Source organism: Marinobacter sp. EhC06, from assembly GCF_001650915.1.
In the GTDB taxonomy this organism is placed as follows: Bacteria; Pseudomonadota; Gammaproteobacteria; order Pseudomonadales; family Oleiphilaceae; genus Marinobacter.
Map to the genome: position 1 here is coordinate 359,050 of NZ_LXYO01000012.1, position 26,935 is coordinate 385,984.

25 protein-coding genes are annotated in these 26,935 nt (G+C 57.2%); 7 read left to right on the forward strand and 18 right to left on the reverse strand.

Annotated elements, in window-relative coordinates:
- Positions 1 to 16: 16 nt before the first annotated feature.
- The 13 genes from A8B84_RS08035 to A8B84_RS08095 all read right to left on the reverse strand — a co-directional run bounded on the left by A8B84_RS08035 (position 17) and on the right by A8B84_RS08095 (position 15,875).
- A complete protein-coding gene (locus tag A8B84_RS08035) occupies positions 17 to 1,078 on the reverse strand; it encodes a proline racemase family protein (RefSeq protein WP_064227235.1) in 1,062 nt (353 codons plus the stop codon).
- Positions 1,075 to 2,220: a zinc-binding dehydrogenase gene (locus A8B84_RS08040; RefSeq protein WP_064227234.1), complete on the reverse strand. Its 1,146-nt coding sequence runs from the start codon at positions 2,218 to 2,220 to the stop codon at positions 1,075 to 1,077. The genes A8B84_RS08035 and A8B84_RS08040 overlap by 4 nt, the downstream gene beginning before the upstream one ends.
- A gap of 113 nt (positions 2,221 to 2,333) precedes the next feature.
- Positions 2,334 to 3,437, reverse strand: a complete 1,104-nt coding sequence (locus A8B84_RS08045) for an AI-2E family transporter (RefSeq protein WP_064227233.1) — start codon at positions 3,435 to 3,437, stop codon at positions 2,334 to 2,336.
- 156 nt (positions 3,438 to 3,593) lie between these two features.
- The gene (locus A8B84_RS08050; RefSeq protein ID WP_082905118.1) at positions 3,594 to 3,914 is read right to left on the reverse strand and encodes a TM2 domain-containing protein; all 321 of its coding nucleotides are present in this window, start codon (positions 3,912 to 3,914) and stop codon (positions 3,594 to 3,596) included.
- Positions 3,915 to 4,021: 107 nt separating this feature from the next.
- Positions 4,022 to 4,978: a formylglycine-generating enzyme family protein gene (locus A8B84_RS08055; protein WP_064227232.1), complete on the reverse strand. Its 957-nt coding sequence runs from the start codon at positions 4,976 to 4,978 to the stop codon at positions 4,022 to 4,024.
- A gap of 13 nt (positions 4,979 to 4,991) precedes the next feature.
- Positions 4,992 to 7,109: a LysM peptidoglycan-binding domain-containing protein gene (locus tag A8B84_RS08060; RefSeq protein WP_064227231.1), complete on the reverse strand. Its 2,118-nt coding sequence runs from the start codon at positions 7,107 to 7,109 to the stop codon at positions 4,992 to 4,994.
- Complete coding sequence (locus A8B84_RS08065) at positions 7,109 to 7,903, reverse strand: DUF4123 domain-containing protein (RefSeq protein ID WP_064227230.1); 795 nt, start codon at positions 7,901 to 7,903, stop codon at positions 7,109 to 7,111. Before A8B84_RS08065 ends, A8B84_RS08060 begins: the two co-directional genes overlap by 1 nt.
- A complete protein-coding gene (locus A8B84_RS08070) occupies positions 7,900 to 10,020 on the reverse strand; it encodes a type VI secretion system Vgr family protein (RefSeq protein WP_064227229.1) in 2,121 nt (706 codons plus the stop codon). Before A8B84_RS08070 ends, A8B84_RS08065 begins: the two co-directional genes overlap by 4 nt.
- Positions 10,021 to 10,212: 192 nt before the next feature.
- Positions 10,213 to 11,100, reverse strand: a complete 888-nt coding sequence (gene mmsB / locus A8B84_RS08075; RefSeq protein ID WP_064227228.1) for a 3-hydroxyisobutyrate dehydrogenase — start codon at positions 11,098 to 11,100, stop codon at positions 10,213 to 10,215.
- Between the two features lie 125 nt (positions 11,101 to 11,225).
- Positions 11,226 to 12,296, reverse strand: a complete 1,071-nt coding sequence (locus tag A8B84_RS08080; RefSeq protein WP_064227227.1) for an enoyl-CoA hydratase/isomerase family protein — start codon at positions 12,294 to 12,296, stop codon at positions 11,226 to 11,228.
- A gap of 35 nt (positions 12,297 to 12,331) precedes the next feature.
- A complete protein-coding gene (locus tag A8B84_RS08085; protein ID WP_064227226.1) occupies positions 12,332 to 13,111 on the reverse strand; it encodes an enoyl-CoA hydratase in 780 nt (259 codons plus the stop codon).
- Positions 13,112 to 13,121: 10 nt separating this feature from the next.
- Complete coding sequence (locus A8B84_RS08090) at positions 13,122 to 14,288, reverse strand: acyl-CoA dehydrogenase family protein (RefSeq protein WP_064227225.1); 1,167 nt, start codon at positions 14,286 to 14,288, stop codon at positions 13,122 to 13,124.
- 93 nt (positions 14,289 to 14,381) lie between these two features.
- On the reverse strand, positions 14,382 to 15,875 hold the full coding sequence (locus A8B84_RS08095; protein WP_064227224.1) for a CoA-acylating methylmalonate-semialdehyde dehydrogenase: 1,494 nt from the start codon (positions 15,873 to 15,875) through the stop codon (positions 14,382 to 14,384).
- 161 nt (positions 15,876 to 16,036) lie between these two features.
- Here A8B84_RS08095 and A8B84_RS08100 point away from each other — a divergent pair, with 161 nt between their 5' ends.
- The 3 genes from A8B84_RS08100 (at position 16,037) to A8B84_RS08110 (ending at position 18,392) form a co-directional block, all read left to right on the forward strand.
- Positions 16,037 to 16,912, forward strand: a complete 876-nt coding sequence (locus tag A8B84_RS08100; RefSeq protein ID WP_064227223.1) for an AraC family transcriptional regulator — start codon at positions 16,037 to 16,039, stop codon at positions 16,910 to 16,912.
- Between the two features lie 103 nt (positions 16,913 to 17,015).
- The gene (locus tag A8B84_RS08105) at positions 17,016 to 17,444 is read left to right on the forward strand and encodes an SRPBCC family protein (RefSeq protein WP_064227222.1); all 429 of its coding nucleotides are present in this window, start codon (positions 17,016 to 17,018) and stop codon (positions 17,442 to 17,444) included.
- 147 nt (positions 17,445 to 17,591) lie between these two features.
- Positions 17,592 to 18,392: an MBL fold metallo-hydrolase gene (locus A8B84_RS08110; protein WP_064227221.1), complete on the forward strand. Its 801-nt coding sequence runs from the start codon at positions 17,592 to 17,594 to the stop codon at positions 18,390 to 18,392.
- 93 nt (positions 18,393 to 18,485) lie between these two features.
- On the opposite strand, the gene A8B84_RS08115 is transcribed toward A8B84_RS08110, so the two are convergent.
- Complete coding sequence (locus tag A8B84_RS08115) at positions 18,486 to 18,935, reverse strand: hypothetical protein (RefSeq protein ID WP_064227504.1); 450 nt, start codon at positions 18,933 to 18,935, stop codon at positions 18,486 to 18,488.
- A gap of 176 nt (positions 18,936 to 19,111) precedes the next feature.
- Complete coding sequence (locus A8B84_RS08120) at positions 19,112 to 19,729, reverse strand: tetratricopeptide repeat protein (RefSeq protein WP_227512642.1); 618 nt, start codon at positions 19,727 to 19,729, stop codon at positions 19,112 to 19,114.
- 204 nt (positions 19,730 to 19,933) lie between these two features.
- Between A8B84_RS08120 and A8B84_RS08125 the strand changes: the two genes are divergently transcribed.
- Complete coding sequence (locus A8B84_RS08125; protein WP_008175958.1) at positions 19,934 to 20,659, forward strand: YebC/PmpR family DNA-binding transcriptional regulator; 726 nt, start codon at positions 19,934 to 19,936, stop codon at positions 20,657 to 20,659.
- 37 nt (positions 20,660 to 20,696) lie between these two features.
- Positions 20,697 to 21,443, forward strand: coding sequence for a glutamine amidotransferase (locus A8B84_RS08130; protein ID WP_064227219.1), 747 nt, complete (start codon positions 20,697 to 20,699; stop codon positions 21,441 to 21,443).
- A gap of 21 nt (positions 21,444 to 21,464) precedes the next feature.
- On the opposite strand, the gene A8B84_RS08135 is transcribed toward A8B84_RS08130, so the two are convergent.
- The 3 genes from A8B84_RS08135 to A8B84_RS08145 are packed head-to-tail and all read right to left on the reverse strand — an operon-like array spanning position 21,465 to position 24,230.
- On the reverse strand, positions 21,465 to 21,815 hold the full coding sequence (locus tag A8B84_RS08135; protein WP_064227218.1) for an FHA domain-containing protein: 351 nt from the start codon (positions 21,813 to 21,815) through the stop codon (positions 21,465 to 21,467).
- 10 nt (positions 21,816 to 21,825) lie between these two features.
- The gene (locus tag A8B84_RS08140) at positions 21,826 to 22,581 is read right to left on the reverse strand and encodes a protein phosphatase 2C domain-containing protein (RefSeq protein WP_064227217.1); all 756 of its coding nucleotides are present in this window, start codon (positions 22,579 to 22,581) and stop codon (positions 21,826 to 21,828) included.
- Positions 22,581 to 24,230 carry a serine/threonine-protein kinase gene (locus A8B84_RS08145; RefSeq protein ID WP_064227216.1) on the reverse strand — a complete coding sequence of 550 codons (1,650 nt, stop codon included), beginning with the start codon at positions 24,228 to 24,230 and terminating at the stop codon, positions 22,581 to 22,583. The genes A8B84_RS08140 and A8B84_RS08145 overlap by 1 nt, the downstream gene beginning before the upstream one ends.
- Positions 24,231 to 24,389: 159 nt before the next feature.
- On the opposite strand from A8B84_RS08145, the gene A8B84_RS08150 reads away from it, so the two are divergent.
- Together A8B84_RS08150 and A8B84_RS08155 are read left to right on the forward strand one after the other, a co-directional pair.
- Positions 24,390 to 25,838 carry a phospholipase D family protein gene (locus A8B84_RS08150; protein WP_064227215.1) on the forward strand — a complete coding sequence of 483 codons (1,449 nt, stop codon included), beginning with the start codon at positions 24,390 to 24,392 and terminating at the stop codon, positions 25,836 to 25,838.
- An 18-nt stretch (positions 25,839 to 25,856) separates the two neighbouring features.
- Positions 25,857 to 26,921 (forward strand): carboxysome shell carbonic anhydrase domain-containg protein, encoded by a 1,065-nt coding sequence (locus A8B84_RS08155; RefSeq protein ID WP_064227214.1) that lies wholly within the window; start codon positions 25,857 to 25,859, stop codon positions 26,919 to 26,921.
- Positions 26,922 to 26,935 lie beyond the last annotated feature (14 nt).

Sequence of the window (26,935 nt, forward strand, 5' to 3'; positions counted from 1 at the left end):
CGATCCGAAAAGGGCCTCAGGATTGAGGGGTAATTTTTCCGGTATGGCGGCTGGACAGAATGTGGTGGAGGGATCCGCACTCAACCATGGGATCATCGCAGTTGACCACAATATCGGAGCGGGCGATGACATAGCCCTTGCCGGTGATGCTGTTCTTGATCACCTGGTACTCGCCCTCCTCCTCGACGGAGGTAAATTCCCCGATAAATCCCGTCTCTCTCAGGGAAACGGTTTCGAGCTTGTCGCCCGGCTTTATGCTGCCTTCATAATTCATCAGCGCCAGGCGGGCGGAGGTGCCGGTGCCCGTTGTGCTCCGGCAGATCACACCGGGATGCACATAGGTTGCGGACCGTGACCGGTAATAGCCCTCTGCCACATGCTCCACCGGCCCCATGAAGTGGAGGAACGGCAACGGCCCCACATCGCCAAGGGTGTAATGGGAGAAGCCCCGCTCGGCCTGGATGGCCTCAACGATGGCGTGGGCGGTTTCCGACAGCTTGCGCTCCTCGTCCAGGGTCAGATCAAAGCCCAGACTGGACGCGTCCACCAACGCATAAAAGCCGCCACTGTAGGCAACACTGTAGGTAATCTCACCCAGCGAGGGCACGTCGATGGTGGCCTTGTAGGTGTGGATATAGCTGGGCAACCCCTCGCAGGTGATGGATTCCACCACGCCGTCGTGCACCGTCGCCTCGATCTGAACCAGGCCAGCGGGAGACTCCAGGAGAAAGTTCTGTTTGCCCTCCTGTTTCGGCACGATGCCCGATTCCAGCACTGCAGTGGCCGTACAGATGGTATTGGAGCCTGAGTATATGGGGTAACCCATGACTTCCATGATGATGTAACCGGCTGCGGCCCGGGGATCCGTTGGCGGCACCAGCAAATCCACGGACATTTCCGGCACGCCGTATGGTTCTTCCAACAAAAGCCGGCGCAGGCCATCGGCGTCATCCCGCAGGTACTCCATCTGTGCCCGAACGGTATCGCCGGGCAACAGATCAATGCCACCGGTCACGATCCGGCTGACATCACCGCCGGCGTGAGTATCCATCAACTGAATAGTCAGTTCCGGTTTCATCGGGCGCTCTCCAGTGACCAGGGTTGGCCGTGTTCTTCCCATTGTGAGTCGGGAACGATCACGATCTTGCCGAGATAATTGCTACCCCGGTTCACAAAATACGTTTCTGCCCGGTGCAGATCGGAGAGTTTGAAGGCTCCGTGCAGAACCGGTTTCAGCTGCCCTCCCCGGATCCACGCCATCAGTTGTTCCGCCTCTTCCCGGGTGCCATGGGATACCCCGAAAATCTGCACTTGGTACAGGTAGATCCGGGTCCACAGAATCTCGCTGATATTGCCGCCGCTGGCGCCGGCAATACTGAGTCGCGGGTAGGTGCTGCGGGCGTTCATATCAAAGATCATGATGTCGATGAACACATCGGTCATCTCACCGCCGACCAGGTCCATTACCGCATCGATGGGTTTGCCACCGGTTTCCGCTTTCACACGATCCACAAAACTGTCCATATCAGACCGATCCAGCACGGCCTCGGCACCCAACTCAAGGAGAGCCGACGCCTTGTCCTGTTTGCTGAGAGCGTAGGGAATGGCCCCCATGATCCGGCAAAGCTGTATCAGGGCCGTGCCGACACCGCCACTGGCGCCGGTAACCAGCACCCGCTCGCCGGCGCTGATGTTGGCCGAAGTAAGCATGTGCATGGCAGTCTGATAGGAACACATCCCCATGGACGCGACTTCGGCATCGGCCAACTCGGCGTTGGGTATGTGGTGGAACTGGTCGGACGGGAGCGCTACATATTCCGCATAGCCGCCATCGGCACCGTGCCCGAAGTAATCGGGTGTGAGGTTGATGTCCCGCCGGTCATTGGCGTAAATGTTGAAATCCAGCAGTCCCCGCTCGCCGATACGAGACTCGTCCACACCGTCACCAACAGCCACAACACGCCCGGCGATGTCTGCCCCCTGAATCCGCGGAAAAACCAGCGTGGGCTTTCCGCCCATCTGGAAGGATGTCATTTCGCCTTTTTTGGTGGGGTACAGCCCTTCCCGCGCTTTGCGGTCGGTGTTGTTCTTCGCCGTAGCCGTCACCTGGACAAGCACCTCTCCCGGTCCGGGAGCAGGAACAGACACGTCCTGATACTCCAGTTTGTCGACATCACCGTGACCGGTCAGAACCATGGCTTTCATGGTGTTCGGGATCATGGGCTGACGATCCTCCCTGTTTGCTGAATTTCGGGTATTCAGAGAGGATAGGTGAGTTTCCGGAGCGTGTCAGGGCATGTTACGGGTATCCATTATTCAAAGGCACTTCAGCTCTACCGCGCAATTACCTTATACACCGGGCGTAGCTTGGGAATCTGCTTGAGCACCACCTGAATGACCGTCATCAGGGGTACCGCCAGAAGCACGCCAACCGGGCCCCAGAGCCAGCCCCAGAAGAAAATCGAGACAAAGATAATCACCGGATTGATCGCCATCCGAAAGCCGTGAATCCAGGGTTCGATGAAAAAACCGACCAGCGTGGTCAAACCGAGGAATCCCAGCGGCGCAATGGCCATCATCCAGAACTCATCAAGGCTGATGGCGGAGACAATCGTAAGCATGGAGATAGAGAGAATAACCCCCAGATAGGGGATAAACCGGGCTAGCCCGGCGACCAGCCCCCACACAGCCGGATCCGGCAGCCCGACCGCCCAGCAGATCAGGCCGGTTGTGGTGCCCACCGCCAGGTTACTCAGGCTGAGAACACCCAGGTATTGGGCAATCTGATGCTGGGAATCGTGGGTAATCCGAAGTACCGTTTTCCGCTGATCAATGGGCAACTGACGGACAAAATTCTTGATCAGACGATCACCGCTGACCAGCAGAAAATAGGTCAATGCCAGTGCCAGCGCCAAGCCGGCGATCGCATTTCGGGCCTTGGCCATTAATTGGCTGCGCCAGGACTCCGTTTGCAGAACAACCGCCGTTGGCTGCTGTTGTTCCGACTCTGAAAGCTCCTCCACGGACTTTTCAACCTGCTCCGCGGACTCTGTGACTTTCGCGATCTGGCGGCTGATTTCACTCTCGCCAACGAGCAAGCGCGAAATGCCCTGAGGCACCTCTTCCGCCCACTTCAACGCCGGGGTTGCCACCGCCAGAGTTATGCCGACGATTCCCGCCAGCACCAACAGCACGAAAACCAGAGAACTGATCATCCGGGGAATCCGCCACTTTAGGTATGCCTTCTTGACCAGAGGCGAAAGCAGCAGGCTCGTCATTACCGCGAGAATGATGGGCAGAACAATCTGGTGAGCCACGTACAGGGTGTAAAGGATCCCCAGGCCGAACAACCCGTAGATCGGCGTGGCGAGATCCGATGAAATCAGCGGGCGCTTTTTCTCGCCCGCCGGTTCGTTATTAGTGGATTGGCCGTCCATGATGAACCCTGCATGCCGTGGAAATAAGCTGGCCCGGAAGAATCCAGGCCAGCGTTCAAAACGGTCAGTCTACCTTCACCGGTGAGCGGGCGCATCCGGGAGAGGGTTACGGGAGGTTCACTAGAAACAGCAGCCAAAGTTTCGAAAACCAAATGTTTAGCCCGTAAACCAATCCCTTTGCAGACGACCATCCTTCAATCTGTACATTGAAAGGCCGTAACGCAGATCACGTCCTTGAGCATCCTTCACAAAGCCAGTATCTCTGCCAAGTGAGTGAAGAAATGCATCTATCAACATGGCAGCACAGTCAAAGAACCACCAGATACCTAGTCCCCCGAATGTCAAAGCTTTTCCAACGCCCGATTTCCACTTACCAAGGTAAAACCGATCTGCGCCGAAAAGCCCTAGAAAACCTGCAAGAAAAAGTGCCAACAAGCGGTTCTTTTGCTTGGATACTTTCAGCGCCATGTCACTCATAATTTTCCTCCTTGAATCGTAATGAAAGGCAGAGACGATTAGTTGGCTGCCGATCAACTTGCCCAAGATGGGCACTTCGCTTTTATCAAGGGCTTCCTGCCCTTTCGTTAGTTTATCGGCTCAGGATGATTGACGACGCAGCGGAAGCCTATGCTCCCTGAGTCAACAGATCCTCCGCTTCTCGCAAACACAGTATCACCGCCGCCAAAGCTACCCCCCATACCAGCCCAGTCTCGAACAGTCTTCTCAGGATTTGCAGGATCTACCGGCTTCTGAGGACCTCCTGGATTATCAAAGCCGGCCTCCACGTAATAGTCAGATTTAAACCAATCCTGAGTCCATTCAGCGACGTTACCCGTCATATCGTGAATACCAATTGAATTTGGCGGATAGGACCCCACAGGACGACGCTCCATCACACTGAAATCATGGCTAAGCATGTTGCCCGATGGAGGTGTGCTCGGATCAATGTATTGCACGGGTCTCTGCAAATAAGTATCCGGAGCTTTTTCTCCCGTGTTGGTCGCATAAGGCACTTTCTTTCCCCGGCTTCTCGCTGCATATTCCCACTGAGCTTCCGTAGGCAGTGCAAAAGGTAAACCGGTTTGATCGCCTAACCAGGCGCAGTAGCCTTCTGCTTCATGGTAGTTTGGGGTCCTGGCGGGTTTAAGATGGAAATAAGGAGACAGGGGATCTTCACTTGGTTCGGCGATAAATTTCTCGTCATACCCCGACCCCTCATACAAGGAAATGTGTCCAACTTTCTCGTAATAGACGTGCATTTCTCCCCAAGTTGTCTCGTATTTGGAGATTGAGTAGCTATCGACGCTGACCTCGACCGCAGGCCGGGCGTGATCCGTTAAAACTACATAAGGCGAACCATTCGAGTGTCCCACGTCACCCAACTCAAAAATACCTCCCTCAACAAATACCAGGTTTTCAATCGCTTTTTGCTTGATCCGCGAAACCGCATCGGCCGAGCCATTACCAAATCTCTCACATGCAGGTAATGAGGTTGCAAGCACCACCAACAAACCCAGCTGCAAACGGTTTTTCAGAACCATATGTAATTTTTCCTTAGCCGATCCTACAAATACGGCAGACGTTGAAAGGATCCATTTTCACGGGCCTTCCCGCAATTGCCCTTTGGCCTTGAAGCCCAAGTATGAACATGCGCTGATCCGCTTTGTTTTTCCCAATGAACGCAAAAAGTCGCTCAACATTCGAGTCAAAATCCTCTTGCCTCGCAAAACCTTCAGGGTTCATTCGCATAACGGTTTCCTCGAAATCGCGCCAACCCTGAAAGGTTTCCATTATCTGCTTAACAGCTGTAATTTTGATGTCATCGTCACCCCACAAATTAGGGGTCACCCACCAGTCATAAAGAATATTGTCCAATACCACCCCTTTTACTTCAGGAGGGGAATGCCTAAACACAGAGTCCTCGGCCAACGCCAAATCGACGACCACGTTGTAAGCTAATTCATGACCCCGCTCCTCACGAGCACGGTTTACGAAAAACGACTCGACAAATCGAACGATCTCTGTCGCCATGGAGTTGGCAAATTCTTCCGCAGCCGCAACGGCAGACAGTCCCCTACCAAGGGCATACAAACTAATTCGCTGGTACCACTCAAAGGCGGAACTATTCGAATCAAAGAGCTCTAAATATCTGAAGTCCACATCCATCAGTGCGTTGTAAACGAAATGGAGCATCCGAATGACTTTCTGAGTCTCGATCTCCAAGAGAAAGCTTCCGGATGGCCCCACGCCTAGCACAAGCCCGGCGTGTGCGTTTACATAAAATTTGCCAGTCTCCGGGCTGAATAACAGCCTGAGTTCGGCCTCTGCCCCAGCCCCCAACGCTGCCTCGACCTTCTTACCTACACGACAAAGCCTTTCCCACTCACGCTTATCGGTCAGTACGTCCTTCCAGCGCAATTCTCCCGACACCTCACAGCCGCCACGAATGCCTGCAAATACGCCTGCCTCGCCCCCCGCTTTTTGCCCGCTCTTCCTCGACGCAATTCCCTTGAGAGTGGGAAGGCCATCTTTTGTTGACACGTGGACATTGCCAGCAATAAGAGCTGAAGCGCCGGCGAAACCCGAGAGCGAGGCATTAATTGCAGCCTGAAAATGCCCCAACGAAGCAACTCTTCGCTCGCCATCCCAGCCTCCAACCCGATAAGGAATCCTGATTTCCGAGCGGTTATTCACCGGAAACGCCTGCTCAACACCAACCTTGCCCTGCGCCAGCGCATACTGCGCTTCCGCTTTCGCCTGGAAATGCACTTTTCCCTTGCGCGGATCAAATTCACCCGAAGCTGCCGCGCCGGCAGCAAAGCGCATGAACTGTGCCTCTGCGGAGGCATCAAACCCGGTTTCGTCGACCGCTTCCCGCCTGGCTTCCGCGTCTCCCCAGATGGACCAGGATGCCTCATCGTAAAACTTGTTCAACGTCGTCATAAGCGCGCCATTCTTATCCGGCTCCCAGAGGGTTGCGTTGAACTTGACGTTGAGTTCGCTACGGATAGCGTCTCGAAGCTTCGCTGGATCAACGCCGTTCTCGGTCAGCCACCCCTTGCTGCGCTCGCTGTCTCGCGATGCCATCGGATACCGGCGAGGGTGGTTCGCGATCTTGTCAGAGCGCACGAAAGTGACGTGTTTATTGCCAGCCAACCGCTTTATCTCAGTAATCGGTGGGATGGACTGCATGTCGGTGGTCAGGACTGAGCGAGCCTCAAGTTCGTTTATCAGCCGCTCTTTCTCCTCCTGCACTTCAGACAACAGTTGCCCTTCGCCTTCAGTCGCGCCAAGTTCAGAATCGGTCTCGCCTTCATCGAGTCCGTCAAGCTTGCGGTAGAATTCGGTTATCGGACCACAAACAAATTCCTCTTCTTCGACCCACTCCGCCAATTCCGCCTCAGTCAAAAGAATCAGCTCGTCCGCTCCGGTTACGTGAACAACTTCCACGATTTCTTCGGAACAGGATGGCTCCTGGGCAACAGAACCCACGTCACAGCTGGAGAATTGCTCCTCGTTAGCCGCCGGAATCTTGAGCGGTTGTCCCGGGAAGATTCGATCCGGGTTCTCAATTTCAGGATTCAGCCGCATCAGGCTGCTGAGGGTCGTTTGATGCCGTTGTGCAATCGCACTGAGGGTGTCGCCGGAGCGAACGGTGTATTCAGAATTCATCAGGCAACTCCGTATGCCAAATGGTTATCAGCTGCTTCCAGACGTGCGCCAGTCGAGACCTCAGAGTCAGACAGAATGGTGCGGATTTCGGCAAGCTTGATCCGCTCCCCGTGAACCACAGCCAGCTCTGCGTAACGGCTAACCTCCTTTTCGGTTCGAAAACCCAGCGCGGATGCCTCATTGATCCATTGCTCCAACCGTGCTCGATCCTTGAAGTCGAGAAAGCGGCCCAACTTCTCGACGAATTCATGCCTGGCGCTCTCTGACAGCGCCGTCACATGAATATCAGTAAGCAGAAACCAGCCTTCCTCAACGGCTTTCCTGGCGAGTTGCGAGCCATCTGAATCGAACCTGGAAAGCTCTCCGTCCGGCTGGAAGACCAGCCACTCTCTGACTGGCCCGCTAAAGCGAGCGCGTTCTTGCTCATTTAATGCAGACATCAGCCGCGTGAGCTGCTTGGGTGCGTAATAGCGCAAATAGGAGAATCCCCCATCCGGCATCTGCACACTGAGCAAACTGCGCAAATGACCCGCCACAAGCGGAAGGCTTTCATCCGAGACAACGATAATCGCTTTATCCTGCCAAACAGATGGGGCTCGCCAGAGCCGTGTGGCCTCGGAAGGTTTGACCAGACACGGGGTTACTTCCAAAGCGGCTTCATGTGGTGTGCCCAAGAACAGATATTCCAGCTCGGGCTGATCGTCATGCTCGTAGATGAAGCGCGGTGCATCAAACAACGCACCGTCGAAAAGAATGTAGGCCTTCGCCCTGGTTGTTTCATCCAGCCCTATCATGCAGTCACGCCCTCGCATGAACAGGATGAGAGGGCGCAGGTGCCATCCGACTTGCGCCCGCATTGCTTGACCAGTGCAACATCGTTCCTGGCCGCTGTTTTCAGCGCCTGCACCGAGCTTGGCGTGGGACCCGCTAAAGCCCGGGTTTCGGTTGCCGCAAGCTGTGCCGGTTCATTCGTATCGGAAATTTCACTCAGGCTGGCCGGCAGCGCAGGCCCCTGAGCTGACACCCCACTCCCACTCCCCGGCCCGCCGCCGGAATTCATACGCACCGAAGCCCCGGATACAGTCACCCCGCTGGGATCAAGTTTCAGAAAGCTGCCACCCGCCTTGAGCGTTAGCTCGGCTCCCGCCTCAATCACGACTTTCATGCCCGCCTTGTGGTGAATCTCGGTGCCGGCTTCAACGAGCTGGTTTTTGCCTTGTTTGCTGTGAAAACTGCCACCCACGGATAGACTGTAATCACTTCCGACCGACTCACGCTGTTCGCCATCGACTGTGCGATGCTCGTTGCCTTTCACATGACTGAAATCATGGTTTTCCACAGTGCGGTGACTGTCGTTCCGAATCACCTCCGTGCGGTTGTTCTCGGTGAGCAGATCCAGGTCTTTCTGGGCATGGACGTAGATCTGTTCCTGGTCCGCCTCATCTTCAAACCGCAGTTCGTTACTGCCCTCGCCCTTGTGGGTTTTGGTTTTTAATGTGGTGCGGGTTTTGTGCTCGGGCAGCCCATAGGGTGGCGTGTTGGTCACGTGATGGGTTCGGCCGGTGATGATCGGCTGGTCCGGGTCGCCGTCCAGGAACGAGACAATCACTTCGTGGCCAATTCGCGGCAAGGCCATGAAACCATACTGGCCGCCGGCCCAGCCCTGGCTGACTCGGAGCCAGGCGCTGCTGTGCTCATCATTCTTTGAATAACGATCCCAGGGAAACCGCACTTTCACCCGACCATATTCGTCGCAGTGAATCTCCTCGCCTTCCGGGCCGGTGACAATCGCGATTTGTGGGCCGTCCATCAGGGGGCGGTGCGGCGTCTGCGGGCACCAGGTCAGATCTGCAGGTATGGCCTTGAACTGGTTGTGGTACGTGGTGGGTTCGCTGCCGCCTTCCTCTTCCAGAGCCTGGGGCTGCGTTCCGGTGTGGGTGATAGACGTTAGCAGCCACTCCCGATTGAGATTGTCACTATCATGCTCGGTCAGTTCCACTTTCGCGCCGGGGCTGAAATCCGGGCGGTTGCTCTCGCCGGAGGCGGTGCTGGCGTCATTGCGAAGGGATTGCAGTCTGGCTTCGGTAAAAGGCTGGCCACTGGCGTCGGCCTTGAAGCGGCCGGGGTAGTCGAAGTGCTGGTAGTCTTCCCGGTGCTTCAGATCACCAGAAGCATGCTCATGCACCAGGCCATAGGCGGGATTCCGGAAGGTGTAATCCTTCATTGCCACTGAGGCCACCCGCACCCGCTCTTCATACCGGAACCGATACACCGCCGGGCGCTGGGTGCTGCCGCCTGCTTTGGCGTTGTATGCTGCCGGCTCCAGTTTCGGAGCATCGCCATGATGGTCGGCGATTATAAGCGCCGGCTGGGTGTCCCCGTCCACGCTCCCGTGTTCATAGCGATAATGCCAGCCCTCTTCAGCAGCGAGGCGCTCGAGAAAGGCCAAGTCGCTTTCTCGATGCTGAACACAATACTCCCTTTGCTCCGGGGTGCGCTTCAGATCGAAAACCGAATCGATAATGCCGCGTTCCTCAAGCAGAGTCCGCACGATCGTGTCGGTGCTCTGGGTCTGGAACATCCGGCTGTTGTGCATCATCCCAAGGCGCCAGAGCGGTGGCTGGATACTCAATTCATAGCGGGTACGCCGGTGACCGGCATCTCCCCGAACGAATTCGTTGACCACCCCGGTAAACCGCCGAAGAGGCATGCTGTTCTGCCAGATAACGAGATCAACCGGTTGCTCCAGAATCTCTGCAGCCCGAACGGATGGGTCGGTACTGGCCAGCTCAAGACAACCCTGAAACACCTCGGAAAGGCGCTCGGTCAGTGCGAAGCCAACCACGGAAAATAAATCTGAGGGGAATCCGCCAACACGGGCGGTGAACTGCAATCCGCTTGCCTGGGGCATATCTTCAATCCCTGAAGGTATGGTTATGTCCTGTTCCCGGCAGCCTTTGGCCAACCACATCCCTGGTTGGGCTACCGAATAACAACTGGCGGGAAAAGTACCAGCACTGACCCGGAAAATCCAGCGGCTGATCGCAAAAACGGGAAGATGGCTAGGGTCAGATGAAATACTTCATCTGACCCCGATAGCGCTTCACTCGGGCTTGTAGAGCCGCTGGATACTGGAGAAGTCCAGATTTCCATTGCCCTGCCCCGCGTGGAGCTGGAACAGGTTGCGGGCCAGAGAGCCCATGGGAATGGAAGCCTGGTTCTTGACGGCGTTGTCGAACGCCAGCCCCAGATCCTTGGTCATCAGATTGACCAGGAAGCCGCCCTCGTAGTTACGGGACGCGGGTACGCCTTCCATCACACCTGGCCAGGGGTTGTAGACATTCAGCGCCCAGTTGCCACCGGAACTCTGCTTCATGATTTCCGAGAGCACCGCCGGATCCAGACCGTTTTTCACGCCCAATGCCAGCGCTTCGCTGGTGCCGGACATAAGGATGGCCAGCAGCATGTTGTTGCAGATCTTGGCCACCTGGCCGGAGCCATGATCACCGGCGTGGAAGATGTTCTTGCCCATGGCATCGAGAATCGGCTTGGCCTTGTTAAAGGCCTCTTCCGAGCCACCGCAAATGAAGGTCAGCGTACCGGCCTTGGCACCGCCCACGCCGCCGGACACTGGCGCATCGAGGAACGGGATGTCCTTGGCTCGTGCCACTTCGGCCACGCCCCGTGCTGTTTCCGGCGCGATGGTGGAGGAGTCGATAACCAGGGTACCGGCAGGCAGTTTCGCCAGCAGGCCATCATCCCCCAGGTAAACCGCTTCCACGTGTTGCCCGGCAGGCAGCATGGTGATGACACACTCAGCGCCATTGGCGGCTTCATGGGCCGTGTCTGCCGTTTTTGCGCCTTCGGACACCAGGGCAGCAACAGCGTCTTTGGACAGGTCGAATACGGTGACCTCGTGGCCCGCTTTCACCAGGTTACTGGCCATTGGGCCGCCCATGTTACCGAGGCCGATGAAGGTGATTTTTGCCATGTTCATTCTCCTTGTTCTTATATTTCGCTATTTGTCGGATTACGCTTTGCTGATCCGACCTACGATTTGGTTGCGCTCCGGGTAGGTCGGATTAGCGAAGCGTAATCCGACAACCAGGCCAGATATCATTTAAAGAAATCGTCGATCCATGCGCTGTCCATTTCGGCAAGGGACGCATAGCGCCAGCGGGGCTGCTGGTCCTTGTCGATCAGAAGCGCGCGGATGCCTTCGGCAAACTCGCCCTTGGTCAGGCACTTGGTGGAGAGCACCAGTTCCTTGTCGAGAACTTCCTTGAGGCTGTCATGTTTGCAGCCATGCAGGTGCCGCCAGACCAAAGCCAGGGATGTGGGTGACGCACCAGCCAGGGAGCGGGTCGCCTTCGCCACCCATCCGTCGCCACCGGACAGCTCTTTCAGCTGGTTAACCGTTGCTTCCAGGGAGTCGGCATCAGTAACCCGGTTGATCTCATCGAAATGAGTGCGCACCGGTGATTCCGGCATGGCGTCAGCGCTCTCACGCTCGTATTGGCGAAGCACGCTACCGACCACCGCATGGGGATCCTCGCCCTGCCAGTCGCGCTTGCAAAGCTCGGCAACAACCTCGGCCTTCAGATCATGCCGGATGAAGCGATCCGCAAGGCCGGTGAAGATTGCATCGGCACCGTTTAGGCGGGCGCCGGTCAGGCCCAGAAACAGACCGGTGCGGCCGGGCGTCCGGTTGAGGAACCAGCCGGCAGCTACGTCAGGGTAGAGACCGATGGTGATCTCGGGCATGGCAAGTTTCGAGGCTTCAGTCACCACCCGGTGGGAGGCGCCCTCCATAATGCCCATGCCGCCACCCATCACGATGCCGTGACCCCAGCACACGATCGGTTTCGGGAAGGTATGGATCAGGTAATCCAGTTCATATTCCTCATTAAAGAATGCCTCACCCTCACTGGCGCCCTGAGGCTCGGTCATGCTGCGATACAGGGCAACGATGTCGCCGCCGGCGCAGAACGCCTTGTCGCCCTCGGATTCCAGCCAGACGGCCTGGATAGCAGGGTCTTCCGCCCAGCGCTTCAGTTGCGGCGTCAGCAACCTGATCATCTCCAGAGACAACGAATTCAGCGTTTTGGGCGTATTCAGCCTGGCCACGGCGATCAGCGCGCCATCGCCGGTTTTCCACTCTTCAAAGATAATGGGTTGATCACTCATAACAGGTCCTTGAGCCAGCGTGTTTCGGGCCGGCTTCAGCGGTTTTTCCAATCCGGCTTACGCTTGTCGAGAAACGCGTTCACGCCTTCTTTCTGGTCTTCGGTGGAGAACAGCTCAACAAACAGTTCCCGCTCCATGCGCCAGCCGTCGTCGTGGCTGCGTCCATCACGGGCGCTCATCACCAGGGTCTTGCAACGGGCAGTGGAAGACGGGCTCTGCTGGCAGGCCATTTCCGCCAGTTCGAGCGCCTTATCAAGGCTCTGTCCGGTTGGCACCACCTCTTCAACCAGGCCGATTCGCAATGCCGTATCGGCTTTCACCCGCTCTCCGCAAAGAATCATCCGCTTGGCCCAGCCCTCGCCTACCAGCCAGGGCAGGTTCTGGGTACCACCGGCGCAGGGCAGCAGGCCAACACCGGCCTCAGGAAGCGCCATTTGAGCATGCTCTTCGGCAATGCGGATGTCGCAGGCCATGGCGCACTCCAGGCCGCCCCCCATCGCATAGCCGTTAACCGCGGCGATCGACACGCCCCGGAAGCGACCCAGCGTGGAGAAAGCCTCGCCAAACAGTTGAGCCATCTCATTGGCCCGGGCCTTATCGCCATCGGCGAAGGTTTTCAGGTCAGCACCAGCGGAATAGAACTTCTCACCCCGCCCGGTCATCACCAGAGCAAAGATATTCCGGTCTTCGTTCAGCTCCTTGACGATATTCGTCAGGTCAATCAGTGAATCCTTGGTCCAGGTGTTGGCCGGCGGATTGTTGATGGTCAATACCGCGATGTGTCCGCGTTTTTCGAGCTGGATAAGATCGCTCATGGGGATCTCCTTATTGAATCGCTTCAGCCACGCCGTCATCGAGCAGGCGACGGGCAACAATAAGACGCATGATTTCGTTGGTGCCTTCCAGGATCTGGTGCACCCGCAGGTCGCGCAGGTAGCGCTCAAGCGGGTATTCGCGAATGTAGCCATAACCGCCGTGAAGCTGCAGTGCCTCGTTGACCACCTCAAAACAAGCATCGGTGGCGAACCGCTTGGCCATGGCGCAATGCAATGTCGCTTCCGGGTCGGCATTGTCGAGTTTGAAGGCACCCAGACGAACCATCTGCCGCGCTGCGACCAGGTTGGTGGCCATATCGGCCAGCTTGAACTGCAAAGCCTGGAACGCCGCCAGCGGTTTGCCAAACTGTTCGCGCTCGTGCATGTAATTACGGGCCCGCAGCAGAGCCGCCTGCGCTCCGCCGAGGGAACAGGTGGCGATATTCAGCCGCCCGCCATCAAGGCCTTTCATGGCGATGGCAAACCCATCGCCCTCTTCACCGACACGGTTGCTGGCCGGAATGCGCACATTCTCGAGGCTGATCATCCGGGTCGGCTGACTGTGCCAGCCCATTTTTTCTTCGTTCTTGCCGTAAGAAACGCCATCGGCATCTGCCGGAATCACAAAGGTGGAAATACCCTTGTAACCGGAATCCGGCGCTCCGGTCCGCGCCATCAGAACCAGAATGTCGGTCGCTCCAGCGCCAGAGATAAATACCTTACTGCCATTGATCACATAGCTGTCACCATCGCGCTCGGCCCTGGTACGAAGGCTGGCCGCGTCTGAGCCGGCACCCGGCTCGGTCAGGCAGTAGGAGGCGAGCCACTCGCCGCTGGCAAGTTTTGGCACGATTTCCTGTTTGAGATCGTCCGAGGCAAAGCTGGCCACCATCCAGGTAGCCATGTTGTGGATGGTGATAAACGCAGCGGTGGAAGGACACGCAGCGGCGAGTTCTTCCACGATGACCGAGGTGTCGAGCCGGGACAGACCCATGCCGCCAAGTGCTTCGGGAGTGTACATACCCATGAAGCCCATCTCGCCGGCTTCCTTCATCATATCGACCGGAAAGATATGCTCGTCATCCCACTTAGCCGCGTGAGGCGCCATGGATTTTTCCGCAAACGCCCGCGCCGCATCGCGAAACGCCAGCTGATCTTCGGAGAGGTTAAAGTCCATCGTTACGCTCCAGATAGATAGGGCTTGGCATTGGGCGGGGAAAACAAGGGGCCGGAAACGGGTTCCGGCCCAAATACCCCACCTTCAACGCAATTAACGCAACTGGATAGAGAAGTTCGCTTCGGTGCTGGTTGCTTCACTGGAGAACCAGCGGGAGGTAACCGTTTTGGTCTCAGTGTAGAAGCGAACCGCCTGCTTGCCGTAGGCATGCTGATCACCGTAGAAGGAGCCCTTCCAGCCGGTGAACGAGAAGAACGGCAGAGGCACAGGAATGGGAATGTTCACACCCACCTGGCCTACGTCGATCTCGTGCTGGAAGCGACGCGCTGCACCACCGGAACTGGTGAAGATGGAGACACCGTTGCCGTATGGGCTCTTGTTGACCAGTTCGATGGCATCGCCGAGCGTGTCGGTTTCCACGCAGGACAGCACCGGACCAAAGATCTCTTCGTTATAGATGTCCATTTCGGTGGTCACACCTGAGAACAGCGTCGGGCCAACCCAGTTGCCGTCCGGCAAACCGTCTACCGTGCAACCACGGCCGTCCAGCAGCAGCTTGGCGCCCTGGGCTTCGCCAGTCGCAATAAGAGATTCAATACGGTCTTTCGCCTTGGCGGAGATGATCGGGCCGTAGCTGGCACCGGAATCGTTCCACGCACCAGGGCGTACTTTCGCCATGGCTTCTTTCAGCTCGGGAATCCACTGCTGGGCTTCGCCTACAAAAACGGCGACAGAAATAGCCATGCAGCGCTGACCAGCCGCACCCACGGAGGCGCCGACCAGGGCATTGATCACCTGTTGCTTGTCAGCATCCGGCAGGATAACCATGTGGTTCTTGGCGCCAGCGAAGCTCTGTACACGCTTCATGTTGCGAGTGCCGGTTTCGTAGATGTAACGGCCTACCGGTACAGAACCTACAAAAGAAACGGCCTTGATGGCGGGGTCGGTCAGCAGCACATCAACCTGCTCCTTGCCGCCGTGAACCACCTGTAGGACGCCCTTCGGCGCACCAGCTTCCTCGAACAGCTCCGCAAGGCGCATAGGCGTCAGCGGATCCTGCTCGGACGGCTTCAGGATAAAGGTGTTACCGCAGGCAATGGCCATGGGGAACATCCACAGCGGAATCATGGCCGGGAAGTTGAACGGGGTGATACCCGCGCACACGCCCAGCGGCTGGATCCAGGAATGGGTGTCCACTTCACGGGCCACGTTTTCAACGGTCTCGCCCATCATCATGGAGGCAACGTTGGCAGCGTGCTCGACCACTTCAATGCCACGCCAGACATCACCTTTGGCGTCGTCAAAGGTCTTGCCGGTTTCCTGGGCCAGGATTTCGGCGATCTCATCGTGATGCTCTTTCAGCAGAGCCTGGTAACGAAGCATGACCCGGGCGCGCTCTGAAACAGGCACTTCCTTCCAGGTCTTGAACATTTCGCCGGCGCTTTCGATGGCCTTGCGCATTTCCGCATTGGTGGTGCACGGCGCCTTGGCAATCACTTCGTTGGTGGCGGGGTTGGTGACGTCGATCCATTCACTGGTTTGGCTATCGACAAACTCACCTGCGAGATACAGCGGTACATTTTTCATGTTGATGTCCCTGTTTGTTGTTGTGCGGGAAGCCGGCCGGAACCATAGGGCTGCGGCCACGTTTAACCAAAGGCTAGCACGGGATCGACCAAGGGGTGATTGACTAAATTTCGCCCGTGATGGACTATCTTTCGATAAAGCTCAACCAAACAAGATCAGAAATGACCCAAACCTCACAGTGGCCGGTGCCCAAAGACAGCATTCGCTATGTGGTGCCTGAGCCGATCATCAGACTACTCGCGAGCCATCCACTCACCCGGGACCTGTACCCCCTGGCGTTCGGCCACTACCGCCGCGCCGTGGGGCACCATATGCACCGGGAGCACCATCACGACAATCTTTTGATCTACTGCACGGAGGGGCGAGCCTTCCTGAACGTTGGCGGCGAGCCCTATACGGTGGAGGCTGGCGACCTGCTGCTTCTGCCGGCCGGTGCCAACCACCGCTATACCGCCGATCCGGACAACCCCTGGACCATCCACTGGGTGCACTACACAGGGCCGCTGGCGGAGGATTTCAGAAAATATATGGGGTTTGATGGCCCGACCCGCATTCGCCACCTGGGCCGGCAACCCCGGCTGCTGGTTGACTTCAACGGTCTGCTATCAGTGCGACAGACCGGCTTCCGGGCCCGCGGCCTGATTCACGCGGCCAACAGGCTTCGGCAACTGTTGGCGGCGGTTCCGATCAACGCAGACGAGACCGGGCACGAACGGCAGGCAGAACTGGAAACCATCCACAACTATATGAGGGAACATCTGGATGAGCGTATCAGCCTGGAGCAACTCGCTGATCTTGCCGGCCTGTCTCCCGCTCATTTTGCCACCCGCTATCGGGAACAGACAGGCACCTCCCCGATCCAGCACTTCCTGCACCTCAAGGTAGAGCGGGCCTGCCAGATGCTGGATACCAGCAGCCTGAGCTTTGCGGACATCAGCCGACGGCTGGGCTACGACGACGCCTACTATTTTTCCCGGCTTTTCAAAAAGGTAATGGGCCAATCACCCCGGGACTACCGGCATACCGCACGGCACTGACCCGTCGCCGGAGGCCAGATTACGACCTGCCGCTTTCTACGACTTTTGTTGTAGGAGCCAAGGGGTTAGGCTGGGGGCATCAACTGACAAAAAGAGTGAGCCCATGGCCATGTACACCATTGAAATCGATGAAACCTTTGATGTCCCGCGACGACGGGTCTTTGCCCTGTTCGCCGACCACTACCGTTTCGGAAAACTGCTGGGAGCCCCGGTCAAACGAATCAAGGACAGCGATCAGGCTGATCCCAACGGCATCGGCTCTGTTCGCAAGATCGGCATCGGGCCGGTCGGCCTGGAAGAAACGGTGACCAGCTTCGAGCCGGATTCATTGATCGAATACACCATCACCAGCATGAGCCCTATCCGCAACCATCTGGGGAGAATCCGTTTCGAGGACACACCGGAAGGCCATACCCGGGTGAACTACACCATCAGCTTTGAAGACATCGTACCGTTCACCGGGAAGGTCGTCAGCAGCGCCCTTGAACAGGGCATTCGCCGCGGAATCAAACGGGTACCTCAGCTGGCCTGAAAGTCGGTAACAACAAATCGTTACTTGAGGAATATCAGAGAATTGACCTGAGGCAAGAGTTAGCTTTTGTCAATTTTGTAATCTCCGCGCAGCTTGCAATATCCGGCCATTCCGGCCGGATCAAACTGTATTCTGCGGGAGACCGAAATGGCAGCCGAGCCTATTGTCCTGTTCGATAACGGACACCACAAATGCCTGATGTTCGATTCCCTGGTAACCGGCGAGGGCGTCCAGTCCAACCAGTTCCTGATTGTCGACGGCAAACACGAGGCACTGATCGACCCGGGCGGAGACCTCACTTATACCCCGCTGTCTGTGGCGGCATCACGCTACATGAACATCCGGGACATGGACTACGTGTTCGCCTCTCACCAGGACCCTGACATTATCGGCGCCATCGACCGCTGGATCGTTCATACCCGTGCCAAAATCGTCACCTCAAAACTCTGGGCCCGTTTCCTTCCGCACCTTGTTTCCAGCTATGTGACCAACCAGCTCAGCGGCAGCGTGTACGATCGCATCATCAGCATTCCGGATGCCGGTGCCAACGTGAAGTTTGGCGAGTCCTATCTGCAGTGCATCCCGGCCCACTTCATGCATTCAGTGGGCAACCTGCAGTTCTATGACCCCGTCTCCAAAATTCTGTTCTCCGGTGACCTTGGAGCCTCCATGGGTGGCGAAGACGATCACCTGCCCGTTAAGGATTTCGACAAGCACATACCCAGCATGATTGGCTTCCACCGCCGATATATCGCATCAAAGAAGGTGTGTCAGCTGTGGGCGAACATGGTTCGCGACATGGACGTAGCCATGATCGTCCCTCAGCATGGAAAGCGCTTTGAGGGCCCCGTTATGGTGGATCGTTTCCTGAACTGGGTGAGCGAGATGGATTGCGGGATTGATCTGGTTACACAGGACAGCTACCGACGGCCGGTAGACTACGTTTAACACCAACAGGAAGCAGCAGCCTCACGGCTGCCGCTTCTGTGTTTCAAATCCTATCCTGCAGAGGGCAGGACCGGTGGATAGGAGGAGCCAGTTCTATTTGCTACCTCCCTGGCCGCCACCGTGGCTTCCACCACCCATGCCTCCACTGCCCATGCCTCCACTGCCCATGCCTTCGGACCCCATCTTATCCTCGTCCATCATACCCTTATCATCGGGACGACCCGCTGCGGTGGGGGGCAGATTTTCAACATCAATACCTTGGGCGCGGGCTCGTTCCACCATTCTCTCATGATGTTGCTCACGGTAGGCTTGGCGCTCTGCCATGGAATCCATGGAACGCATCTGGTCCTGAAATTGCTTTCGCTCCTGATCGGTCATCATGTCGTAACCGGTAATTGGATAACCGTCACGGTCCTTTTGCCGCGTTTGGTCCTGCAATTGCGTCTGGTCACGATCCTGGTCCTGGTCAGCAGCAAAGGTAGTTGAGAGCGGTAACGTCAGCGCCAGTGCAAGCGCTGCAGAATAGATCACGATCTGTTTCATTGAAGTAGCCTCCATCATCAGCCCGACCATCCCCGGCTTCAGGAACTGCCCTATAGAAAACAGTCGACACCTTTACAGGCATCCCTGATCTATGATTCCAGCATACTCCCTTGTTGACTGAGAAAAACCTGTCAGAGATCAATTTCCATGCTCCCCGACAACAATGTGACGAGTCTTTAATCCTGCGGACACGTTTCACTGATGCGGGGTCGTGCGGACGGCTCCTTCTCTTTTAATTCTGAAAGAAACTGCTGCGCTGCAGGCTGACCGCCTTCCACAGCCGCCAGTCTGATCCAGCAAAATCCGTCAGGCCGGTTACCCTGATCATACAGTCGCCTGCCAATTTCCCACTGGGCATCTTCACTGCCGGCCGTTGCAGCCCGCAGCAACCATTCCCAAGCTTTGGCGGTATCCCTTTGAACACCACGCCCGGAATCATAGGCCCGTGCAACTTCCACCATACTGATAACATCCCCATCCTCGGCAGAGCGCCGATACCAGTAGAAGGCCCGATCATCGCTCTGCTCAACTCCCTGCCCCTGGGCATACATGTTGGCCACATTCAGCATGCCCTGGCGGCTACCCTCCTCTGCCAGCTCCAGATACTTCTCGAAGGCCGATTCATATTGCCCCATCTTGTAGACGACATAAGCGTTGAGAACCCGGATCATGTCCCGTGCCACCTGGTCCTGATCGCCGTTCTCGTTATCCCCGGCACTCGCGAACGAGCATGAAAAGATCAGGCACAGAACCAGCATCCGAACCATTGTCTGCGTTGCGCTTTGTCTTTGCATTCTGCTCCCCGACGCCCGTCAGTTGTTCTCTCACGCTAGCAGTGGCTTGCCGATAGGTCTGTGCATCAAAAGTGCTGTCCTGCTAGCACCTTGGTATTGGCGAATCGTGAAAACCATCCCGGAACAGGGACCAAATAAGCCTGTCCCAAACCGGCAATGTTGAGTAAAATCCGGCCTTTTCCAGAGAACCAAGAGGCAGCGCAGATGGGCAGAGCCTACCAGAACCGCAAAGAATCCATGGCCAAGACGGCTGCGGCGAAAACCAAGGTCTACAGCAAGTACGGCCGCGAGATTTACATGAGCGCCAAGTCCGGAGGCCCCGATCCCCAGGCCAACCTGTCCCTGCGCGGACTGATCGAGCGGGCCAAGAAAGATCAGGTACCCTCTCACGTCATCGAAAAAGCCATCGACAAGGCCAAGGGTGGCGCTGGCGAGGACTATGCCGCGGCTCGCTACGAAGGCTACGGACCAGGTAACTGCATGGTGATCGTGGACTGCCTGACCGATAACCCGAACCGTACGTTCGGCGATGTGCGCCTGGCATTCACCAAGACCAAGTGCAAGATCGGCACGCCCGGAGCCGTGTCTCACATGTTCGACCACAGCGCTATTTTTGCGTTCAAGGGCGAGGATGAAGAAGCCGTACTCGAGGCGCTGATGGAAGCGGATGTCGATGTAACCGACATCGAGAACGAAGATGGCCTGATTACCGTGTTCACACCGAACACCGAATACGCCAAGGCTCGCCAGGCACTTGTGGACGCAATCGAAGACATCGATTTTGAAGTGGATGAAATCCAGTTCCTGCCCAAAACCACCACAATGGTGGAAGGCGACGACATCCCCATGTTCGAGAAATTCCTCGACATGCTGAACGAACTGGACGACGTGCAGAACGTGTTCCACAACGCCGAACTGCCAGAGCAGTAAACAACCCGGGCCGCCGGCCGCGCAGGAAGATAGCACCATGCAACAGAACGCTCCCACAAACCGCAAGGCGCGCGTGGTGGTCCTTAAAACAGGCACCACCTACCCGGACATTCGGGCAAGGTTTGGCGATTTTGACGAGTGGTTCCTGCGCGGGTTGTCAGACGAGCTGGATATTACCGTTGCCGATGCCGAGGCCGGTGAACTGCCCGGGAATCCGGAAGACTGGGACGGCATCTTGGTGACTGGCTCTCCTGCCATGGTGAGCGATAAGGCCGAATGGAGCGAGAACGCGGGGCGCTGGCTCGCCAAAGCAGTCAGAAGCGAAATTCCTGTGCTCGGCGTCTGCTATGGCCACCAGTTACTGGCGCACGCACTGGGCGGGGAAGCGGGTTACCATCCGAATGGCCGGGAAACCGGCACCCACGAGGTTGAGCTCCTTCCCGAGGCCGCCTCGGATGCCCTTTTCCGGGAGCTACCGGAAAAATTCCCGGCCCAGCTGACACACCGGCAATCAGTGTTACGCCTGCCTGAAGGTGCGGTGTTGCTGGGACGCAACCAGTTCGAGCCCCATCAGGCTTTCAGAATTGGCCCCTGCGCCTGGGGCGTGCAGTTCCATCCGGAATTCACGGACACCATCATGAGCGCCTACCTGAAAGTACAGGCCCCCGATCTGCTCCGCGAAGGGCTCGATGCGGAGGCCCTGATCGCCGCCGTGAGGCCAGCGCCGGATGCGTCTTCACTGCTCCCCCGTTTCAGCCGGTTTGTCCAGGATCGGATCCGGTAAAACGGGGGCCGTCCGTTCCTGTCAGTCGAGGATGTAGGCGGTTTTTTCCAGTGCCTGCTCTTCTTCATCAATGAAGCGGAACTCGTTCCAGCCAATGCGCACCATGTCGTTGCTGTTAAGACGCTGGCGGTCAGCAACCCGCAATTCGTTCACAAAAGTGCCATTGGTGCTGTTGCTGTCGGTAATGTAGTAATCCACCGTACCTTCCAGATAGGCATTGGGCACCGCTTCTATCAGGGCGTGCTGGCCGCTCACAGAAATTTCATCAATCTGGATATCGTTGTCCGGGCGCCGACCGATGCGTGTTTCCGGTCGGCCGAGTTCAAAGGTGTTAACAACAACGTTATCCACCAGTTGCGAAAGCGAAGCCATGTCAGTTTCCTCAATACTCCAACGTCAGTAATACCACAGACACATTGTCACCGGCCTCGTTTGCCAGGCCGGCATCAATCAGTGCCTGAACCGTGCGCTCCATGCCGTCACTTTCCTTATGGATTTCAAGCCACCGGTATTCCGGAACCAAATCAGTTAACCCATCGGAACACAGCAGCAGCACATCTCCTTCATCGAGCGTTTCACGCCGATAACTGGGGGCCGCCTGCTCCACCACTCCCACGGCCCTGGTCAGGACATTCCGGAACGGTACATTGGGCACGTCGGCCCTGGTAATGCTGCCGTCTTCCAGCATATTCTGGACCACGGTATCGTCCCGCGTGAGACACAGCGCCTGGCTGCCACGCAGGCTGTAGCACCGGGAATCGCCAATGTGAGCAATATGCGCCTGGTTGCCACTCACCCAGGCCACCACCAGTGTGGTGCCCATCTTTTCAAGTCTTGGATCCCCGGAACGGTGGCTTACTATCCGCTCATTGGCCAACGCAAAAGCCCGCTCCAGGCGTTTCTGGATGGCATCATTTGTAGTGCCGGTCGACGCTGCGGCAATCTCCGGCTCCAGGGACTCGATAACGGCGTCAACCGCAAGACGACTGGCAACCTCGCCCCCCTGATGACCGCCCATGCCATCGGCAATCACCAGTAGCACCTGATCACCGGCATCATTGATCCGCCAGTCGACAACGTCCTGATTCGACTCCCGGACGGCTCCCCGGTGACTCTGGCCGGCAACGTGATATCGCATCAGGACACCTCCTGGCCAGCTTCGCGAACGGCCAGACGACGCACGGCCTCGGCCATGGTGGCTGCGCTGGCAAATCGCTTGTCCGGCTCGCGCTGGATGGCTTTGTTGATCAGACGGACCACACCATTGGGCAGTTCTGCGTTGAACTCACGGACGCTGCGCGGGCGCTTGTTGAGAATCTGGTAGGTCAGGTTGGCCAGGGTATCGCCCTGATAGGGTGTTTCGCCGCTCACCAGCTTATAAAGCGTAACGCCCAGGCTGTAGATATCGGAGGCACCGGTTACCTTCTGACCCTTCAACTGCTCCGGCGACATGTACAATGGGCTGCCCATTACCGCGCCGGTGCGGGTTCGCGAGTCATCTGAGATCTTGGCAATGCCGAAATCGGTGATCTTTATATCGCCATTGTCGGGATTGAAGATGATATTCCCGGGCTTGATGTCGCGGTGGACGATTTTCTGGCTGTGAGCGTAGGCCAGGGCGTCCGCCACGCGGGCAACGATATCCAGCACTTTGGGCAGGGGCAGTAACCGGCCGGCTCTGCCGAACTCACTGAGTGGACGCCCCTTGGCATAGTCCATGGCAATGTAGGCGAGGTCTGCCTCCTCGCCAACGTCATACACGGTGACGATAGCCGGGTGGCTCAGGCGGCCAGCGGCTTCTGCCTCCCGGAAGAATCGCTCCTTGAGATCCTGAAGCTGGCCATCATCGAACGCCTGGTAGCTCAGTGTCTTGATGGCAACGGTACGGGCAATCTTCGGGTCCTTGCCCAGATAGACCACGCCCATGGCACCTCGGCCAATCTCCCTCTCGATCTCGTATCGTCCGAGAGTCGGGCGGCTCACTGAGGGTTCCGGCATCAACAGGGTGCGGGTATTGTCAAAACTCCCTCCCTGCATCAACGAGTTATCCGGTGCGAGCTTCTCCAGTGCCGACAGCCTTGCGGCGGTATCCCGAAAACCTTTCTTTCGCTCCTGAATACTGCGGTAGGTGCTGACCGCCTTGTCGTACTGGCGCTTGCGCTCCTGCTGGATGGCGACGTCGTAGCGCAGCTCGATCTCGCTCTCACAGTCGGGGCAGCGATCCAGCGCCTCGAGGGCCTCGTCTGTATGGCCTTGCTGCAGAAACACCTTGGCCAGCTTTAGCCGCGCATCGCGCACATTGTCGGTCAGGGCACGGATGTGTTTGCGGGGCTGCAGCCAGAACAGCATCACCACGTAACCGACCACCAGCAACGTGAGCACCACGCCAAACGGCACCCAGGCATTGCGGTAGAACATCAAAGCCGCCTGGATCACCACGAGCGAGCCACCAAGCAAAAGAGTGACAGGCAGAGAAACGGCTGCGCCCATCGCCGGAATTGCAAGCACCAGATACAGTGCCGCAATTGCCAGCCCGGCGGTCACTGCCATGTCGGACCAGAGTGGTTCCGAAAGCCCCCGATCAACCATGGCCGGCCCGAATGCCTCCTGCGGGACAATCGTGGCCGGGGTAGCGCCCTCTGGCACGCCGAGAATGCTGAATAGCGCACGGTCAGCCCAGCCAACGAGGGCAAGCTGGTCCCCCATGAGGGCAAACACAACAGCCAGAACGAGAATAACGGCCCGCAGACTGAACAGGCGCGGTATGAAAGAGAGTATGGCGTTCACAGGCAACTTTGTTATAAATGGTTGATCTGACTAGTTTAGAAAGCGTGGCGGAACTTCGATACAACGGCCGGGGTGTTTTTTGTAAGTGTTTGTTTACCTGAGAGAGAGGTCACGTATAGTTATGCCGTCGTTTACCTCAGGGATGATGGAAATACACACATGACACTGAAGTTACTGATTCTCCTGCTGTTGCTAACCCTGGCCGGCATCGGCCTTTACCATACTCAAAAGCCAATGCCGCCAGGCATCAGCTATCGGGGGACCGCGGTGCCGTTGGAGGAACCCGTCCTGCTGACAGACGTCACCCGTCACTATCAGGACGGCCGGGAAGAGCGAGACCATGAAATCTTCGACGAGGTATTCCGGCTCATCGGACAGGCCAACGAGTTCATTCTGATCGACATGTTTCTTTTCAACAGCACCAAACCGGAGGATGTAGCCCACCGCCCTCTGGCTCAACAGCTCACAGAAGCCCTGCTGGCGAGGAAAGCCGAGAAACCTGAGCTATCCATTACGGTTATCTCCGACCCCCTGAACACCATGTATGGCGGCACGACCTCGCCCTGGTTTGAAGCCCTGCGCGATGGGGGCATTCCGGTTGTGGAGACGGCACTCCGCCCGCTACGGGACAGTAATCCCACCTGGTCTTCAATCTGGCGGCTGTGTTGTCAGTGGTTCGGCAACAATCAGGACGGAGGCTGGCTGGACAACGCCCTGGGCACCAAGCCCGTTACCATTCGAAGCTATCTTGCCCTGCTGAACTTCAAGGCCAACCACCGCAAGCTTGTAATCGCGGATGAGAGAGGTTCCTTGAGAGCCATTGTCACTTCGGCCAATCCTCACGACGGCAGCAGCCGGCACGGCAATCTGGGGTTGAGTTTCAAGGGGCCTGCAGTGATTGATCTGCTGAAAAGCGAGCGCGCCGTTCTGGCCATGTCCGAAGCGGACACCACGCCCATTGATGAGCCAATCAGCATGGCTCCCGACGTCACTGGAGAACCGCAGAACTCCGAAATCCCCCTGGTGGCAGTGCTGACCGAATCGGAAATCCGGGATCAAGCTCTGTCCATGATTCAAGAGGCCTCGGCCGGTGATCATCTGGACATGGCCATGTTTTATCTCTCACATCGCGATATTGTCGAAGCCTTGATAGGCGCGGCCAAACGGGGTGTTGAGCTGCGGGTTCTGCTTGATGCCAACAACGAAGCCTTCGGCCATCAGAAGAGTGGCATTCCGAACCGCCAGGTCGCTATGGAACTGGTCCGTGCAGGCATTTCCGTCCGTTGGTGTAATACCCTGGGCGAGCAATGTCACAGTAAGCTGTTGATGCTGGTGAAAGGAAACGGGGCGACGGAACTGCTGTTGGGTTCGGCGAATTTTACCCGACGCAATCTTGATGACCTGAATCTCGAAACCGATGTCTGGGTATCCGTGCCGGAGCAGTCGCCGGTTGCCAACGGGGCCCGGAAATTCTTTAACGAGCAATGGCAAAAAGGCCCTGGCGACGATCCGGTGATGAGCCTGCCCTACGAGCGTTGGGCCGACGAATCCAGGCTTCGCTACTGGCGCTACCGGATTATGGAGGCCACCGGCCTGTCGACCTTCTAAACATAACAGGACAAAGCCATGACAACACCCGTCCATGCCCGCCCTATTTCGGAGCGAATCGACTGGCTGATGGAGCTCAGCCGGGCCCACTCAGCCAGCTTCTGCAGCCCGGAAAACCATCTGGCACGGCAGCGCTATCTGGCAGAGCACAATACTCAAATCATTGCCATGAAGTGCATGGACGGCCGCATTCACCTGCCCTACGTAACCCAGACACCCCTTGGCGTCATTCATCCGTTCCGGAACCTTGGCGGGATCTTTGAACTGGGCTGGCCCTACCTTGGCGACATGCTGGCCGATACGGTCCAGCAGGCGGTAAACCAGGGCCGGCGGGTACTGATCATCATCACCTACCACTACTCAAAAGGCTCCCGGGAGAGGGGCTGTGCCGGCTTCGACTGTGACCGTGAAGCGGCCATGAATCATGCCTTCCAGATCAGGAGTCAAGTTGAGAAACTTTTTGGCACCGGCCACCGAACGGTCTATCCGCTGGTGTGTGGCTTCGAGAGTGATGAGGATGCATTGGTTCTCCACGGAAGCCCAGAGCAAACACTGGACCTGTCCACCGTCCCAGTATCCAGGCTGGGGGACATGACCGCCGAAATCGCAGCCCTTTGTCCGGATATGCCGGAGCCGGTGCAACGCGACCTGCTGCCCCTGGTTGAGGGCAACATCCGGCACATCAATGAGATTCGACAGTTTGATAGGGAACTGAACATAGAGCACCGGGAGTGGGTAATCTGCCTCGGCAGGGGCTTTGATTTCCTGCACGCGCCGAACGTCGCACTGATCATTGGCCCTTACAGCCCGGATCTGTCACACCCCATCCGCCAGGCCGCGGGGATTATCAAGAAGAATATGGACAGCGGCCGGATTCCGGACGACGGTTTCCTGCTGCTGTGCTCTGCGCCCTACCAGGAACCGGGCACCCAGAAGGCCAGGGCGGAATTGAAATCTGCGTTTCTGGCAAACTTCGGCGCCACCGTTATCCGGGAGGCCTTTCCTGAACTAGCGACCAGAATGGTCACACGCTCGGCTATACTTCACTGGCCCGAGCGAAAGCTTGAAGTGCGTGGTTCCTGAACATTTTGTATGTT

Bases quoted from the DNA above. Each gene is read 5' to 3' on its own strand.
- A8B84_RS08035 (WP_064227235.1), bottom strand. From the start codon at position 1,078: ATGAAACCGGAACTGACTATTCAGTTGATGGATACTCACGCCGGCGGT.
- A8B84_RS08040 (WP_064227234.1), bottom strand. From the start codon at position 2,220: ATGATCCCGAACACCATGAAAGCCATGGTTCTGACCGGTCACGGTGAT.
- A8B84_RS08045 (WP_064227233.1), bottom strand. From the start codon at position 3,437: ATGGACGGCCAATCCACTAATAACGAACCGGCGGGCGAGAAAAAGCGC.
- A8B84_RS08050 (WP_082905118.1), bottom strand. From the start codon at position 3,914: ATGAGTGACATGGCGCTGAAAGTATCCAAGCAAAAGAACCGCTTGTTG.
- A8B84_RS08055 (WP_064227232.1), bottom strand. From the start codon at position 4,978: ATGGTTCTGAAAAACCGTTTGCAGCTGGGTTTGTTGGTGGTGCTTGCA.
- A8B84_RS08060 (WP_064227231.1), bottom strand. From the start codon at position 7,109: ATGAATTCTGAATACACCGTTCGCTCCGGCGACACCCTCAGTGCGATT.
- A8B84_RS08065 (WP_064227230.1), bottom strand. From the start codon at position 7,903: ATGATAGGGCTGGATGAAACAACCAGGGCGAAGGCCTACATTCTTTTC.
- A8B84_RS08070 (WP_064227229.1), bottom strand. From the start codon at position 10,020: ATGCCCCAGGCAAGCGGATTGCAGTTCACCGCCCGTGTTGGCGGATTC.
- mmsB (WP_064227228.1), bottom strand. From the start codon at position 11,100: ATGGCAAAAATCACCTTCATCGGCCTCGGTAACATGGGCGGCCCAATG.
- A8B84_RS08080 (WP_064227227.1), bottom strand. From the start codon at position 12,296: ATGAGTGATCAACCCATTATCTTTGAAGAGTGGAAAACCGGCGATGGC.
- A8B84_RS08085 (WP_064227226.1), bottom strand. From the start codon at position 13,111: ATGAGCGATCTTATCCAGCTCGAAAAACGCGGACACATCGCGGTATTG.
- A8B84_RS08090 (WP_064227225.1), bottom strand. From the start codon at position 14,288: ATGGACTTTAACCTCTCCGAAGATCAGCTGGCGTTTCGCGATGCGGCG.
- A8B84_RS08095 (WP_064227224.1), bottom strand. From the start codon at position 15,875: ATGAAAAATGTACCGCTGTATCTCGCAGGTGAGTTTGTCGATAGCCAA.
- A8B84_RS08100 (WP_064227223.1), top strand. From the start codon at position 16,037: ATGACCCAAACCTCACAGTGGCCGGTGCCCAAAGACAGCATTCGCTAT.
- A8B84_RS08105 (WP_064227222.1), top strand. From the start codon at position 17,016: ATGGCCATGTACACCATTGAAATCGATGAAACCTTTGATGTCCCGCGA.
- A8B84_RS08110 (WP_064227221.1), top strand. From the start codon at position 17,592: ATGGCAGCCGAGCCTATTGTCCTGTTCGATAACGGACACCACAAATGC.
- A8B84_RS08115 (WP_064227504.1), bottom strand. From the start codon at position 18,935: ATGAAACAGATCGTGATCTATTCTGCAGCGCTTGCACTGGCGCTGACG.
- A8B84_RS08120 (WP_227512642.1), bottom strand. From the start codon at position 19,729: ATGCAAAGACAAAGCGCAACGCAGACAATGGTTCGGATGCTGGTTCTG.
- A8B84_RS08125 (WP_008175958.1), top strand. From the start codon at position 19,934: ATGGGCAGAGCCTACCAGAACCGCAAAGAATCCATGGCCAAGACGGCT.
- A8B84_RS08130 (WP_064227219.1), top strand. From the start codon at position 20,697: ATGCAACAGAACGCTCCCACAAACCGCAAGGCGCGCGTGGTGGTCCTT.
- A8B84_RS08135 (WP_064227218.1), bottom strand. From the start codon at position 21,815: ATGGCTTCGCTTTCGCAACTGGTGGATAACGTTGTTGTTAACACCTTT.
- A8B84_RS08140 (WP_064227217.1), bottom strand. From the start codon at position 22,581: ATGCGATATCACGTTGCCGGCCAGAGTCACCGGGGAGCCGTCCGGGAG.
- A8B84_RS08150 (WP_064227215.1), top strand. From the start codon at position 24,390: ATGACACTGAAGTTACTGATTCTCCTGCTGTTGCTAACCCTGGCCGGC.
- A8B84_RS08155 (WP_064227214.1), top strand. From the start codon at position 25,857: ATGACAACACCCGTCCATGCCCGCCCTATTTCGGAGCGAATCGACTGG.